This is a genomic window from Phycisphaerae bacterium (assembly GCA_024102815.1).
Lineage (GTDB): Bacteria > Planctomycetota > Phycisphaerae > UBA1845 > UBA1845 > JAGFJJ01.
Genome location: JAGFJJ010000040.1, coordinates 1 through 16,361, shown reverse-complemented (window position 1 = coordinate 16,361; position 16,361 = coordinate 1). Strand labels below are relative to the sequence as shown.

Annotated in this window: 5 protein-coding genes and 1 pseudogene; all 6 read right to left on the bottom strand. The window is 65.0% G+C overall.

Annotation, left to right across the window (positions count from 1 at the left end; genetic code table 11):
- Positions 1-8,737, bottom strand: an 8,737-nt coding sequence (locus J5J06_09270; GenBank protein MCO6437261.1) for a hypothetical protein, incomplete at its 3' end; no start/stop codon positions are given.
- A gap of 109 nt (positions 8,738-8,846) precedes the next feature.
- On the bottom strand, positions 8,847-10,832 hold the full coding sequence (locus J5J06_09265; protein ID MCO6437260.1) for a hypothetical protein: 1,986 nt from the start codon (positions 10,830-10,832) through the stop codon (positions 8,847-8,849).
- A 27-nt stretch (positions 10,833-10,859) separates the two neighbouring features.
- Positions 10,860-12,476, bottom strand: coding sequence for a pilus assembly protein PilM (pilM, locus tag J5J06_09260; protein ID MCO6437259.1), 1,617 nt, complete (start codon positions 12,474-12,476; stop codon positions 10,860-10,862).
- Positions 12,477-13,590: 1,114 nt separating this feature from the next.
- Positions 13,591-14,247 (bottom strand): annotated as a pseudogene (locus J5J06_09255) (general secretion pathway protein GspK).
- Positions 14,244-15,242 carry a type II secretion system protein gene (locus tag J5J06_09250; GenBank protein MCO6437258.1) on the bottom strand — a complete coding sequence of 333 codons (999 nt, stop codon included), beginning with the start codon at positions 15,240-15,242 and terminating at the stop codon, positions 14,244-14,246. The pseudogene J5J06_09255 and the gene J5J06_09250 overlap by 4 nt, the downstream one beginning before the upstream one ends.
- Complete coding sequence (locus tag J5J06_09245; protein MCO6437257.1) at positions 15,239-15,994, bottom strand: hypothetical protein; 756 nt, start codon at positions 15,992-15,994, stop codon at positions 15,239-15,241. Before J5J06_09245 ends, J5J06_09250 begins: the two co-directional genes overlap by 4 nt.
- Positions 15,995-16,361: the final 367 nt, after the last annotated feature.

Sequence of the window (16,361 nt, the reverse complement as noted above, 5' to 3'; positions counted from 1 at the left end):
CCGGCGGCGCCTGGCCCTTGCTCCGCGACGCCCCACCGCCCCGGCCCTTCTCGCCGAACATGTCCTGAAGCACCGGCAGAACCTGGTTCACCTTGGCGTGTTCGAGCACAACGATCTTGGGACGGCTGCCCAGCTCCCCGGCCTGGTCCATTTCGTGAACAAGCTCCACGAGCCGCTCGACCTTTTCCTTGTCGCCGCTGAGCACCAGCGCATTCGTCTGCGTGAGCACGCTGACGCGCGTGTTGCCCACGAGGTCGCCCCCGGCGCCGCCCTTCCCGCCGCCGACACCGGGCTTACGCAGGTAATCCTGCACGGCCTCGAGCATTTCCGTCGCGTCGGTGTAGAACAGGGTCACGACGCGGACGGCCTCGCCCATCAGCGCTTCTTCCCGATCGATTTCCGCGACCGCCGCGGCGATGGCGTCGTAATCCTCCGGGCTGCACCGCACCATGACCGCCTTCGACCCCTTGAGCGCGGAAATCGAAATCTGAGCCGCGCCCGCTCCCTTCCGCTGCGACGCGCTCTTCACGAAGATCTGATCGAGCGTTCCCGCCACGGCCTCGGCGTCGGTATTCTCCAGGTTGATGACGTAGACCTTTTGCAGATTGGCTTCGGGGCTGTCGACCTTGGTGATCAGGTCCTCGATACGCGCCATGTCGACCGCGGAAGCGTTGACGAGCACCGTGTTGCCGCCGCCGACGACGGCCGTAACCTCTCCGGTCCCCTTCCCGCGACCGCCCTTGAAGAGCTGCGTCACCGCGTCCACAACGATGTCCGGCTCGGCATATTTCACCGTGAATGTGCGCATCTGCTGGGCGCGATCCGCCGCCGCGTCGCTGTCCAGTTGATCGATGATCTCCTTGATGCGCGCGTGATTCTGACCGCTCGCCGTAACCACCACCGAACGCGTGCTCGGTTCCGCGATGGCCAGGATGGACTGCCCCGGTCCCGTCGGGCTGGGCCGACCCGGCGACTTCGAGTCGCTCGCCATGGCCATGGAACGAATCATCGCTGCCACCGTCTCCACATCCGCGATGCGCGGCGTGTAGATCTTCGTCACGACGTTGGACATCTTGGCGACGTCTTCCACGTCGAGCTGCGCCACGCGCTGGCGGATGTCCTCGAGGTTGCTCGCACTGGCCTGTACGATGAGCTGATTGGTGACGGGGTCCGCGGTAATCACCACCGTCTGCTCCAACGGCGACACGGCACTGCCTTGCGGACCAAGCTCCTTGATCGCCTGCCGCCGCTCGTCGTAAATCTTCATCAGGGTCTGCGCCGCGTCCTCCGCACGGGCGAATGTCAGCGGAATGTTGGCCGTGGTCAGTTGATCCGCGGCCTGCGATTGCAGCGGCTCGATGAACTCCTTCTTGATGGAATCGAGCTGCGACTGCGTACCCCGTACGACAAGCGCGTTTAGCGACCGGACCGGCTCCGCCACCGGCGGTTTCTCACCTTCCTGGAGGCGCTGGCTCCAGAGCCGGTTGATGCTCTGCGAAACTTCGTTGGCGTCGCCGTTCTCGAGCACGACCATCATCACGCCGTCTTCGTCGCGGGCGTTGGCGGGAATGTCCACCTTCTTGAGCGCCTCCTCGACGAACCCGAACACGACCGGTCCGCCGAGCACGACCAGCGCGTTGGCCTTCTCGTCGGGCTGCACGCTGAACGCTTCCAGTTGCTGCTGCTCGCGCGGCAGCATGCGCAGGTAATCCTGCACGAGCTTGGTCATAGTCTCGTGCACGCGCTTCGCATCGGCATACTTGAGAGGATAAATGCGGAAATCGAACCCCATCTGGGCGGGCTGATCGAGCGCAACCGCCAGGCTCTCGATCTCCGCGAACTTCGCATCGCTGGCAAGAACGAAGAGCTGCCTCGTGCTGTCGTTGGCCGTCACGCTGAACTCGCTGCCCGTAGCCGTCGGAGGACCACCGCGATTTCCGCGCCGAGCGCCCGTCGCCGCGCCGCTCCCGTACGCCTGCTCAATCGCCGCGGCCACGTCGCTCGGACGGGCGTGCGTCAACTGGATGATGCGCAGGACACCGGCCGACTTGGACTGCTCCTCCAGCTGACCGACCACTTCTTCGATGCGCGGATAAAATGACTCCGGCGCGCGGTAAAAGACAATCTTGCCACCCGCCTCGCCGACGAACGACGTATCCTGATCGGCGGATGCCGCGGCACGGTTTCCCCGGCCGCGAGGCGTCGGCGCCCTCGTCGTCCCTCCGCCAAAAAGTGCCGTCAGCGTGTCAGCAACCGCTCCGGCGTCGGCATGAACCAGCGTGATATGGCGATACTGCTCGTTGGCCGCGGGCACATCAATCTGCTTCAGAGCGTCTTCGATCTCCGGAAGCGTCTCCTCCGTCGCATAGACCGAGAGCATGTTCAGCCGCGCGTAGGGAACGAACACCGGACTGTTCAACCCGGGGGGCGCCGACGAAGACGACGTGCCGCGATCACCGCGACCACGGGGCGCCCGCGTCTCGCCGGATGTCGCGCCGGGATGCATGTCCGCGAAGCGCTCCTGGAGAAACGCCACCACATCTTCGGCCTGGGCGTGGGCAAGCTGGTAGCTGCGCCACACGCGATCGGATCCCGCGCTCTTTTCCAACTCATCGATCAGGTTCCCGATGTAGTCCAGCGCCGCCACGGGTGCCAGCGCCAGGATCGTGTTGGTCTGGGAGTTACTGGAGAGCTTGATGTCCGTCGGATCGATACCCAGCCCGGTGCCGTCGCCCTCGACAGGCTCGACGAGCGTTTCGGGCAACTCCGGCGTCCACTCCACGTTGGGCTGGCCCGGCGGCATCCCCCGCTGCGTGCGGCGCGTGCGGTTTGTACTGGTCCGGTTGCTGCCCTGATCGAGCCCCAGCCATTCCCGAAGCAGCGACTCCACGTCGGCCGCATTAAGCCGGGTCAGCTCGTAGATACGATAGGCGCTGTCGAAAGGCCGCGGCTGGTCGATCGTCGCCAGCAGTTTGTAGATCGCGCTAAACTGGTGCGAACTTGCCCGGATGATCAAGGTCCGATCGCGCGGATTGGCAAACACGCGGACCGACGCCTCGGGCAGGGAAGGCACCTCAACCTGCGGAATCTGCTGCTCCGGCTGTTGTCCTGGCTGCTGGCCGCCGCGCGCCGCCTGTTGCCTCGCGAGTTGCTGCTGCAACCGGCGCTGCTGCATGATCTGCTGCTGGCGCATGCGCTGGATGGACTGAAGCTGCTGGTTCTGCTGCCGCGTCGCATTGAACATCTCGTTGATGATCGACTCGGCCGTGCGCACATCGATGTACTTGACCCGAATGATGCGAATGTCCGGCGGGGGATTGAGCTCCTTGTTCGCTTCCTCCATCTCGTCGAGCCAGTCGGGAATGTCCTTCACGGCATCCTCGGGGCCCTCGATGATCACCTCGCCCTTGGAGTTGTCATAATAGACACGAATGTTCTGCCGCTGATTTGGCCGGGCCGGTTCCGGCTTCTCGGTTCGAGCCGCCTCGCCACCCGTCCCTTTCGTTGACACCGGCGGCACAGCCGACTCCTGCATCTGGCCGGCCTTCTCACGGATCATCTCCTCCAAGGGATCGGGCATCGCCGGTGGAGGAGGCGGAACCTCCTCCTCCTGGGGCTCGGCTTCGTCAGCAGGCTCGGCCGGCGGCGTCTCTCCCTCCTGCGCCGGCTCATCAGTCGGCGGCTCCTCCTCCGGCGGAGTCTGGCTGATCACCGCCGCGCCGGCCGTTTCCATGGCACGGACCAGCGAAAGCGGCAGCACGCACGATCTCGACGCGGAAGGCGAGGACGGCTTCGGAGGAAGAACTTCTTCGACGCCGTATTTCTCCTCCACCGTGGGTGTCTTGTTAATCGTCTCCACGTCGTAGTCCGACAGATTCGTCTCCAGCCACCGGGCCACCTCCCCCGCGGTCATGTTTGGCGGCAGCGGGATGGCCTTGGCCTTGAGCGGCTTGCGTACCTCCTTGTCGACGTAGTCCTGGATCAGCCCTTCGATCTCCGGGAATCGGCTCTCGTCCGGATAGCGCACCACCAGCATGTTGCCGAAGCTCGTGTAATCGACCTCCGGAATCTGGTCATCCGGCTGCCACATCGCCCGCAGCAGCCCGCGCAGGTGGTCCGCCGCGTCGAACGCGTCGGCGTACTTCAGCGGGTAGAGCATCTGCGGCAGGACCGGCTTGACGATCGCCATCTCCGGCGCGTCGCCCTTGCCCACCAGGTCTTCGATGATCCGCATCTTGCTCGGCGTCGTGAAGACCGTCAGCGTGTCAGCGATCAGATCCGCGTGCAAGTACAGATCGGGACCGGTCCGCGTAATCTCGCGTACGAATTCCGATTCGAAATCGTCTTCTTCCGGCGCTCCGACGACACCGGGATGACGCGGCTGAGGCCGTCCCGGAGCGCCCGGCTTCTCCTCAATGCCCACCTGGCTGACGATCATGTTCACGAGCTGCGTCAGATCGGCGTTTTCGATCTGGAACACGCGCACCGTGCGATTGCCGGCCGCCTTGCCGTCGAGCTGCTTGACGTAATCCTTGGCCAGGGCGACATCGTCGGCGCTTCCCTGAAGAACGACGGCGCCACCGCCGGGCGCGGCCATGATCGTAAAGGTCGGCCCGCTGTCATCGCCGGCGGTCGGGGTTGCCGACGCGGGAGGCGCCGTCGCACCGCGGCGTCCGCCCCGCACACGCACGTTGGAACGTTTCGGCGCGGGAACCTGCATGAGTCCGCTGATGGTCTCGACCATGTCGTCAGGCTCGGTGTTCTCCAATGCCACCGTCTCGAAGACGATGTTGTCCCCTTCCGTCGGCTTGTCCATTTGCGACACGAGCGAACGCGCTTCATCAATCACCGGCCGCGGCGCCGCAACGATGATCTGCCCGTTGCGATCGTCCGGTTCGAGGTGATAGCGACGGGATTCGCCGCGCTGAGCGCCCCGGATGCGTGCGGCCGCAGGGTTGCCCGCCGCCGTCTCGTCCGTGCCGAGCACCTCGTCGCTGAAGTACTGCTGCACGCGAATCTGGAGAAACGGGTCCATCCGCTCCACAAGTTCCGACGGCGTGGCGTATTTCACGGCCAGGTAGTCGATCTCCACCCGCCCGCTGTCCGATCCGGGCAGATCGAAATCCGACACGAGCTTGCGCGTCAGATCGATAACCGATTTGGGCCCGGCAACCACCAGACGCCGCTGGCGAAGATCGGCCGCCAGGTGATAGCGCCGCGTCTCACGGTTCATGGCCTGCGGCATGCGCCCCCGCCGCACACCCTTTTGCCCCGGTTGGTCCGGCGTCACCGTCGGCGCCTCGGGAGCGATTTCACCGCCCGCAACGAATTCCTGCACCTTCATCGCGATCACCGGCTCGATCGCCGAGACGATATCCTCCGGGTTGGCGTACTTCACATTGATGTAGGCCACTTCCACGGGCTCGACGGCGCTGCCGGGCACGTCGAACGCTGAGATGAGCTTGCGGGCCTCGGCCACGATGGGCTCTTCGGCCGCGATGACGATCCGGCGATTCGCCGCATCGGCGAGAAGCTGATAGGGACGCTGTGTGCCCCCGGCCACCGGACGCGGCACGCGCCGCGCCCCACGCTGCGCAACCGGATTCGGCGCCCCACCGGCATCGTCCGCCGCCTCCGCGATTTCACCCTGGGCGATCAATCGCTCCACGTGCAGGGCCAGCAGAGGATCAACCTGCTCCACGACGGCGTCCGCGTCGGCGTGCTTGAGCGGGATGAACTCCGTCACGATCGGCGTGACGGTGATTTCGCTCTTGAGCGTCTCCAGGGTCGTCTCGATCTCCGCAAACTGCTCCGGTCGCGCCATGACGATAAGCCGTCCCGCCGCCTGCTGTGGAACGAACCGCGGCACGAACTCACCTTCGGTCGGCACGAGATCGGCAGGCCGCTGGCCTCGCACCGCCTGCCGCCCGCCCGAATCCGTGAGCAGCGATTGCACCGCTTCGACCAGTTGATACATGTCCGTCCCGCGCGGAAAGTCGTCGTAGACGCGCATTTCCGGCTTGTCGCGCGGCACGTCGAATTCACCGATGAACTCGGCGACCTGCGTCATGACATCCGGAGGCGCCTTCACCACGAGCGTATTGGACACCTGCACAATCGTCATCGACGCGCTGCCGCCCGGCGTCGCCGTCGGAGCCGCAGGTACACCGCGCCGCCCGCGCGGCCGACGCGGATTCCCCGGCGTTACGCCGTCGGCAAACAGCTGCTCGAGCGCCACCTTCAAATCCGCGGGATTCACGTGCTCGACAACGAACGTCCGCTGCTCGATGTCCACGGGCTTGTCGATCTCCGCCAAAATGGCCCGGATGGTGGACAGATCGACCGGGGTCGCCCCCATGACGATGATCCCCGTGTCCGAAGCGATCATGCGCAAGCCGGTGGTCACGTTGCGCGGCGGCGCCGCCCCACCCGGAACACCGCCCGCGATAATCGTCTGGATCTTCTCGATCGCCTCTTCCGGCGCAATGTTCTCGACCGTTACGACCTCGAACTCGGCAACGGGTGTCTCGCTCTCCAGATCGTCGATGACGGCCTTGTATTGCGTCCACTCGGCGTCGGTGCACAGAATGAACAACCGCCGCGTTTCATCGACCGGATTGAACTTCGTGCTGCTGTCGACGCCCGCTGCGCCGGCGCGGGCCGGAGGCCGCCTTGGACGTCGCCCTCGCGGCGGCGTAGATCCGCCGATGGCCACGCTTCCCCCGCCGGCATCGACCTGTGTGAGAATCTGGGCCACGAACGACGGCTTCTGGTTCACCAGTTGAACGACGTGCAGCGTCGGTGCGTCCTGGGCCCGGTCCATCTCCTTGACCAGTCCCCGGATACGCTCCACGTCCCGGGGCGTGCCCGTAACCCATATGCCCGTCCCGCCCGGATCGGTGACAATGGAAACACTGGTTTCCGCACCCGGCGCTCGACCCCGCGGACCACCCGCACCGGGACCCGATACCATCTGCGTGATCGCCGCGACCAGCACTTCCGGCTCGGCGTATTCGATCGCGATGAACGTCGGATCAGCCGTCGTCTGAATGTCCAACTGTTGGACCAGCTTGCGCACCTGCGCCACCGTCTCGTCGTCGGCCAGAACGATAATGGCTCCCCCGGCGGGATGTGGAATCATCGTAATGCCGCTGTCCGCCGGCTGACCGGGATTCGGCTGGGGCGTGCGCGGCCGCCGCGACCGACGCCGCCCCGACGTCGTCGGTGCCGTCGGCGTCGCCGTACCGCCCGTCGATAGAATCTGCTGCACCGTGTTGATAATCGCATCCGGCGCGTTGTACTTCACCTCGATGACCGCGGGCGTGAACTTCGTCTCCGTGTCCACGTCCACCACTTTCAGCAGATCCTTGATCTCCGCGATCTTGTCCTGCATCGCCCGGACGATCAGCACCCCCTGCGCGTCATCGGGCACGATGCTCACCGGCGGTTCGGGAATGCTCTCCAGCGGACTTCCGGTGGGCTGCCCCCGACGGAGCCTCGGCCGCGCAACACCATCGGGACCCGTCTCCGAGTCCATCAGTTTCTGCAACTGCGCATAGGCCTGGCTGGGCGATGTGAACTGGACCGGAATCAACTCGAGCGTGCGCGGATCCTTACCTCCCGGCGTCACGAAAATATCCACAAGCTCCAGATACTTCTTGATGTCCCGCACCAGCGCGAAGATCGCCACGGTGTTGGAGTTCTCCATCGGCGTGACGCGAAGGTAATCGGGGAGGAAGTCGCGCACGACCGTGAGATCGGACAGCGATCCCTTCTTCGGCGTATACAGCACGAGCACCAGCTCGTGGTCGGGAAGGTTGGCCTTCTGGAACTCCTCGACGCTTTTGAACATCAGCTCGGGCTTGAGCTCCCGCAGGTAGTCCACCACGCGAACCACGCGTAGCCCGTTCTCCTCGCGGAGAATCCAGTACGGATCAATCGGTTTGTAATTGAAGAGCAGCTCGCGAACCCGCTGCATGAGCTCGTCAAAGGTCAGCTGCTCGTCCGTGATGAACGTGACCGTCCCGTCCGGCGGCGCGCTGCCGATGATTCCCAGCCCCGTCTGCTGCGCGATACCCTCGATCAGCACCGAATAAGGCGCGTCCTTGATGCTGAACGAGTACAAGCGGTCTTCGGGCGGCACGTCGTTCTCGGCCGGTGGAATGTTGATCGCCGATCCCACCACCGCGTCACCGCCGCCCGGCACAACCCCCGGCGTCGTCGGCGATCCGCGCGGCGTGCCCGGCTGGCGCATCTGCCGACGCCGATCCCCGGCCGTACGCCGCGACTGCGCCAGACCCTCCAGCGGATTCACCGCCGGCGGCGACTGAGCCGCCGGGACGCTCGCCGGATTCGGCCCCACCGGGGTATCCTGCTCCGCCTGCTCTTCCGCCGCGCGATCTGCCTTGGCCGCCTCGATTCGCGCCTGGACTTCGGGTGGAAACGCCGCCGGGACGGGCTCGGCTCCGGCAGGCGAGGGAACCGCCTGCTCCGCCTGACCCTCGGCCGCAGCGTTATTCGGCGCGGGAGTCGGAGCCGTCCGCACGGACTTGCGCCCGGGGCGCGCCGGGAGTCGCGTGCGCGTACTCGACGGCTGGTCCTGTTCCGACCGGGTGAGAGCAACGTCGGCGTTTCGAGCGGCCTGCGCGGAATCCGTTACCGCCGTAAGACCGACGATCACCGCCGCGAACAACGCGACCAGGCATTCCGCCCGACCTCTGTCATTTCGGGTAGTCATGTTTCATCCTCAACGATCCGCCGCCTCCGCGGCTTAGGTCGCCATTCTTCACCCTGACGCTGCCCGCCACCGGGCTTCTCGATGATGGCGTCGCCCTCAACCGGAATGATCACTTGGTCGAGCGACGTTTACGCCGTTCTTCCCGCTCCTTCTTGAGCCGCTCGATAATCTGCTTGCGACGCTCTTCTCGTTCCTTCGAGGTCAAGTTCGGAGTCGGTAACGTTCCATCTGTGCGCTCTTCCGACTGCGCATCCATGACATTGTTCGTCGGCTCGGGCGTCGCCCCCGGTCCACCCTCGGCGGCTTGGTTCGCCACCGGCGTCGGCTGGGTCCCCGGCGTCGGTCCACCGGCCGGAGCGCCCGATGATCCCGAACGCGGCGCCGCGTTCCTGCCTTCTTCTACACCTTCTGCCCCCGCGGGTTTCTGCACCGGAACCGTCTTCGGCGATGCCCCGGCTGGTTGACCACCGGGAGCCGCCGACCCCTCGGAATCTCCCGTGGACTCGCCCGGTCGCGGATGCGCGCTCGGCGGAGTCGGACTCGGCCGAAGACCCTTGCGCCGTGGCGCAACGCGCCGGACCGGCGGTGACGCTTCCGACGACGGTGGTTGCCCGGCCGCGGCATCCGGCGGCTGTGCTCCCTCCTCCGGAGGCGATCCGGCGCCCTGTTCCGGAGGTCCGTCTGCCGCGGGGGAATCCCCCTGCGCCGCTGTTTCCTCATCCGCCGGGAGGACATTTTCGCCCGCCGCCGGCGACTCGGCCTGCTCCTTCGCCGCCGCGAGCTTCGCCTCGCGATGGAACTCCACCGCTCGCTTCAGATACGGATAGTCCTCGGTTTGATCGAGGCTGATCTCCTGATCGAGCATTCCGCCCACCGGGTACACGAAGAACTCGTCACGCCATTCGACCAATGCCGCCCGCGGATGAACATAGACCAACGTGCCGCCCTCGAAGGGTTCACCGACGGCCACGTAATGCGTCTGGCGCATGCGCGAGTCGTACACCATCACGCCGCCCGACTGCTCATCATCCTCCACGCGCGTAAGGATCATCGCCAGTTGCAGATCGCGGGCGTTGGGCGAGCGCATCCGCACCGGCTTCATCACCGGCGGAGGCGGCGGCGGGCGCTCCGTCGGCGTCTCCACAACGCGGGTGGGCGGAGGCGGCGGCTCTTTCACGGTCACGCGAACCGTGGCCGAAGCCTTGTTTTCCTTGCCGTCGATTACCGCCACCGTGTACAGGAAGTTCCCGATGGCCGACGTATCCACGTTGGTCCGCGCCGTGCCCGGGTCCGTCAGACCTTCCTTTGGCGTCCATTCAAAGGTGTAGTTCCCGTCTCCGCCCTGCGCCGTCGCCTGGATCGCCGCGGGCTGGCCGACCTCGACGTTGATCGCGCCGCCGGCATTCACCACCAGCGGATCGAGCGGGATGTATTCCGTAAAGGGAGTGCGATCCCAAATCAGCGTATAATCCCGATCCTGGTGCCGCACGATCTGTTCCGGCGGATTCAGGTCGGCGTCCGCGATCCGCTTGCCGAGGATGCGATCCTGCGGCAGCACCAGCAATTCGACCGGTGCGCGAATCGCCACGCGCTCCTCAGTCCGGCCTTTGTCGCGCCCCTTGCCTGCCTCCGAGACCGGATACAGTGTCGCCGATGTCACCTCCATCAATTGCGGGATTTCCGCGAGATCCTTGAGGAATAGCGTCGCGTCCTTCAGCGTGCCCTCGGCCGAGATCGTCAGCGTCATCCGCGTCAGGCCGGTCTTGCGATCCACCGTGCCGCGATTGGGTGTTACGCTGGCGTGCTCCAGGTTGTACTTGTTGATCAGCCGGTTGATCCGCTCCCGCGCGGCGGTCTCCACCTTGGCGATGTCCGTCGAGCCCGCACGCTCCATGAACGAGATGTATTCGCGCTTGGCCTGTTCCGTCTGGGACTCCAGCTTCTGCAGCTTCGCCAGCTCTTCCTCGCGCGCCGCAATACGCTCGTCGATCTTCACCAGCGGCTCGATCCAGCGCGGATAGACCACGTTGGCGATCACCGCATAGGCAATGGCCAGTCCGAAAAGCCCCGCGAGGATTCTTGATCGTTGATTCATGACCTGTCTCGTCCTTCCTCCGCGGTGTCAGGAGTCCGATCCGGCGGGCTCGCCGCCCGACCGGCCGTGCTTGCCCTTCTTCAACTCGTCGTTGTGCACCTCGATGGTGAACTTCTGCGAGATGGGGTATTTCTCGCCGGGCTTTTCAATCTGCGATCCGAACGTCGCCGTGAAACGGTGCGACTCCCGTCCTTCGCGACGGAACTCATACAGCCGGCGCACGACTTCCGTCGCCACGGCCCGCCGTTTGGCTCGCGTGACCAGCTCGATGCGGTTGTCCTTTTGCTTGAGATCGATCCGCTCGATCACGAGCTCTTCGTTGGAGGGGAGCACGCCCATCAGATCGAGAAGAACATCGACCCAGACGAGCTGGTCCTTGTCGAACGAGCGGATGTCGCCCACCAGGGTAACGAATTTGCGATAGTCCTTCTCTTTCGACTCCAGCTCCTCGATCTGCCGGTTGACCTCCGCGAGCTGCCGCCGATCCGCCTTCGTGCCCTCCAGCAGAAAAACGACCGGTGCGGCAACGAACAGGATGATTACCGCCGCTACCGCTGGCGCGCGGCGCAAACGTCGCGTCGCCGCCGTCTCCACCTGCTTGGGGTGGAGGAAGTCGAAATGATCCACGCCCTCTGCCGCGTGGCTGAGCACGAGACCCAGCGATGCCGCGAACGCCGCCGCCGCCGCGCCTTCGTCCGGCTCCCAACCGAACGACGACGCCGGGTTGTACAGGTCGACCGATATCGAGAGCTTGCGCTGGAGAATGTCCGCGAGACGCTCCTCCACCCCGAGGTCGCCGCTGATCACGGCGTGGTCGATGTGCGCCCCGGCATCGCGCGACCGATAGGCCTCGATCGAACGCGTAACCTCATCGACCAGCGTGCTGACCACCGAATCGCCGGAGAGCCGCGGCCGCGAACTTTCGTCGTCGTCTTCCCCGCGCTTCTGCATGGCCTCGCGCAGCGCGTCGAGTGACAGGTTGCTGTCGTCGTCCAGACCCTGCGGAATCGATACGGACGCGGCCCGCGTGAACACCAGCGAGCCGTTGTGCAGAATGCCGATTTCCGTGAACGTCGGGCGGACGTCGACGAACAGCACACGCTCGGGAAGCGCGTGCCGCAGGAATTCGCAGACCGCCACGCGGTTGGCCCACGAACGCAGCCCGATGCGGTCCAGCCTCAGACCGGCCGCCTCGATCGTCGACGCATACTGCTCCACCACCTCGTTGCGCACCGCCGCCACGAGCACGTCCGACGTCGGGGACGACGTATCCGCGGCCGGCACGGTGAAATCCACCGCCGCCGCCGCCACCGGAAACGGCAGCTCCTTGGCGACCTGGATCCGCACCATCCCGGGCAGCGCGTCCCGCGCCGCCACCGGCAGCTTCAACGTATTGAGAATGGCCTGGTCGCGAGGCACGTCCACGGTCGCGCTTCGCGTCCGGATCCCTTCCTGCTCCAGCGCCTGGCGGATGAATCCGCCCATGGCCTGCGGGCTGTTCGGATCGATCGATTCCGGGATCGTGACGGAGAGCAGGCGCTCGATCTTCACCCCGCGCTTGCTCGTCTGCGCGTGAACGATGTGCAGCATCCGCGGATCCCAGTCCAGGGCGACGAATCTTTTTAGTTTGTTCTTAGCGGCCACGGAGTCTCTCTTTGTCTTCCTCGCGAATCGGATACTGCCCGCCCAGTTCGGTAAGATCGCGATAATAGATGGTTCGTGCAATCGGGCCGACCACCTCCACCACGGCTTGCAGGCGCACCACCATGCCGATGTGGTCGGCGAATCCCAACGATTCGATTGTGAATTGCTGACCGCGCGCCGTGATCTTCGGCGCGATCTTCTCGAAAACATCCAGATCAACAATGCCTTCCGTCAGCAGCCACGCCGGCGTGGCCTTGGCCTCGCTCGACAGCGAAGCACGCGTCGACACGATCGCCTGCACCTGCTCTTCCGTGAGATCCGTCAGGCAGCGCAGCACGATCGGCGGCGCCGTGTTCACGTTGATCAACCCCGGAATGCTGTCCTGTTGTTGCGGATCCACCACCGTCGTCTTGTCCAGCAGCGCCGCGAGATGCTCCGGTCCCAGCGGGCTCGGCACGAACTGCCCGTCAACTTCCTGCGGACGCAGCAGACCGGCCGGTGTTTTCAGCCTCGTCTGGCTTCCCGAGCCGCCGCCGCCCGAACCTCCTCCACCACCGCCCGATCCACCGCCCCCGGCATCCCCTCCACCTTCTTGATCGCCTCCCGTATCGGGAATCCCGCCCGCCGATCCATCCCCGCCGCTTCCGCCTTCGCCGCCGCCGGGCTGCCCGTCTCCGGGATTCTCCTGCGCGAACTTCCCCGACTGGACGGACTTCTCATTCTCGGGACGGGTCCCGCCGCCGCCTTTCGGCTCCTGAGGTGGCATGTCGCTCCCGGCGCCGCCTTCCCCGCCGCCCCCGCCTGGACCACCTTCCCCGCCGCCGCCCGCACCGCCGCCCTGCGTCGGCTTCAATGCACCGACGATGTAGTCGACGATCTCCGGCTCCTCCGGGAAAACAGCATCCAGCTCGTCGCGCAATTGCTCCGAGGGCATGTACAGGTAGATACGCTGGCGGTTGTCGTTGGCGACGTTGTCTTCCTTCGACAGCACCGTCAGATACGGATACATCCCCCGATTCAGCACGTTGTCCTCGTTGTCCGGCGGGAAGGTCAGATCGCCGTCGTCCTCGTTGGGCGTGAGCAATCCATTGCGATCAAAATCCTCGCCGTAGAGCAGCTTGGCCGTCATCCCCTTGACCAGCAGCAGTTCCTCCACCGTGTCGAACGGACCGTTCTTCACCAGATAAGGCCGATCCAGCTTGCGGTAGTAATCGCCTTCCGTGTCCACATCCTCGCCGTGCGGATCGCTGTCCGCATCCCGCCAGTCCAGTATCGCATCGACGATGCGCTGCGGATCGATCTCCGTGTCGTCCGCCGCCGCCGACCGGACGAGAATCAGCAGTTGCTCTTCCGTCGCTTCGTTGAGGTTCAGTCGGGCACTTTCGTCCGTCAGCCCGAACCGGATGTAGTCCTCGTCGTCGGTCGGATCGTCCGCCACGATGCTGAACCGGTACACCGATCGGTCGTCGTTGAATTCCCTCGTCGTGCCCCACTCTCGAGGATCCGTGTCGCTCGACCAGACCAGCACGCGGTTGAGCTCCTCGGGATTGTTGTACCAGCGGTTTACATCCAGCCGGTATTCCCGCAACCCCAGCTTCACATAATCGACGCCCGCCTCCGCGGCCAGCCGCGCCTGCGCTCGATACGCCACCGCCTGCATCGATGCCAGGTCCGCGTTCACGCGGAACGAATACATCGCCACCAGCAGCCCCAGCAGGAGCAGCACGAACAGCACGGTAGGCAGAATGACCGCGGGACGCCGGAATCTCATGGCGCGGTTTCACCTCCTCCGCCGCCTTCGGCCCCGCCACCACCGCCGCCGGAGAGTTGCTCCATGAAGTCCTGCGTCTCTCGTCCCACGCGCGAGCGGAACAGAGGATCGGCCTGCGGAACCCGGACATTCACCGTGAAGCGATCCGGCGGCTGCGGAAGGCAGTCCACCGGGTCGTGGTTCATGCACGTGCAGAACTCCGTGATCGCCCGGTCGGAGAACTCCTCCTCGAAGGGCACGGTCGGCGTATACCCGATGGTAACCTGCACCAGTTGCGGTAGCGGATTCTCCCCGTCGACCTCCCACGTGTCCCACCAGCGCTTGCCGTCGTAGTAGCAGAAACGAAGGAAGAGAATCTCCTGGGAGTACAACTCCTGGAAGTTCATCTCCTTCAACGTGCTCGGCTCCGTGTTCGATCGGCGCAGATTGCCTTCCAGTTGCTGTTCCTCGAGTTGCGACTGCTGCGCCGATTCGCCTTCGTCGCCGCCGAACACCTGCCGGTTACGTTCCAGACCGGCACCCAGATCCAGACTGTCCGGCCGGGGCACGGGAATCTCCACGCGCGCCAGACCCAGCGGCACATAATATCCCTCGGGCGTCTGCGCCTGCGGATGACGGATGATCTTGTATTCCACCTTGGTCAGGTCGTAGGCGTCCGGCTGGTAGCCCTCCCGAAGAAACCGCTTCCGCGCGAACTCCCGGTCAGGCACGCGAATGGTCGAGAGCCATATCCGCTCCGCCGTCCCCCGAATACCCGCGCGACCGTCGGCCGTCGTGATGCTCGCTTGGCGAATCTCCGTCGCCATCCGGTCCAGAATCGCCCGGACAAGTCGCAGCCGCTGCGATTCGGCCTGCCCCTTCTCCCGCGATTCCAGCGTCGACGCGTAGAACCAGTACATGGTCGAACTCAGCAGAACCAGAACCGCCATCGCCAGCACGACCTCCAGCAGGGTCACGCCACGCGAATGTTGCCTGTGTCGCACGCGCGGCCTCATGGCGAACCACCTCCGCCGCCCTGGCCGCCTTGCCCGCCGCTCTGGTCTCCGCTCGTGTCACCCTGGGCTTCCTCGACGAGCGCACGCAGATCCGGTGGAAGAGACGCGAGAATGCTGTCGAGCTTGATGTTCATCGCGTCCGCCAGCGCCGGAAGCACCTCCAGGAATTCCTCGAAGTCGATCTTGCCCAGGAGGCTGAAGTCGAAGTTCTCAATGCCCAGGCCGTCACGGCCGATCTTGCTCAGCTTCCCGTCCAGCTCCTCGTATTCCTGGTCGGTGAGATTGAAGCTTGTCGCCAGGTTCACCGGCTGCGGCGTCGGACGCATGGCGTAGAGGGTATAGATGGTCTCGGCCCGATCGTGATCGAACGTCTCTGGCGAGTACTCCCCTTCGCGCCGCAGATACTGGACTTCCAGTTGCATCGAGTACAGCGTGGGAATCGAGGTTTCCTCGATGAGCAGACGCCAGCCCCAGTCGGGATAACGCGGCCCGAAGTCGTTCTCCTCGATCTTGTTGAGCGCTTGCAGCTCCACCAGCCCCAGATCGAGCTGGCCCAGTTGCAGGTCGGCCAGCGCCATCGCCCGCATCTTCCGCTCCATCATGCGGACCGACTTCTGCGCGCTCTGCAATTGCGATCCAATTACGGCCAGTCCGAGAATGAGCATGCCCGTGGCAATGACCGTCTCCAGCAGGACGTACCCGCCGCGCCGCCGTGAACCCGATCCCAGGAATCTCACTCTCCGCTCAACCATCACTTCCTCGACCCCATGTCTTCTCTTCGTCGCTTTCTCTTCCCCTTCGTGCCTCCGTGCCTTCGTGCCTTCGTGCCTTCTGCCTGTTGCCTATTGCCTTCTTCCCCTTCGTGGCTTCTTCCTATTGCCTACTGCCTACTGCCTACTGCCTTCTTCCCCTTCGCGGCTTCTTCCTGTTGCCTGTTGCCCGCTGCCTGTTGCCTTGCCATGCGCCACTGCTCTCGAGCGGTGCCCGCGACCTTCATGCGGCGACGTGCTGGTAACGGGTCGGTTCATGGCTCACCGTCGGTCGCGGAACGTCGGGCGTCGTCCGCACGACCGCCATGCACCGAGCCCAACGCACCCCGCGCCGCTCTTCTCTTCTCGC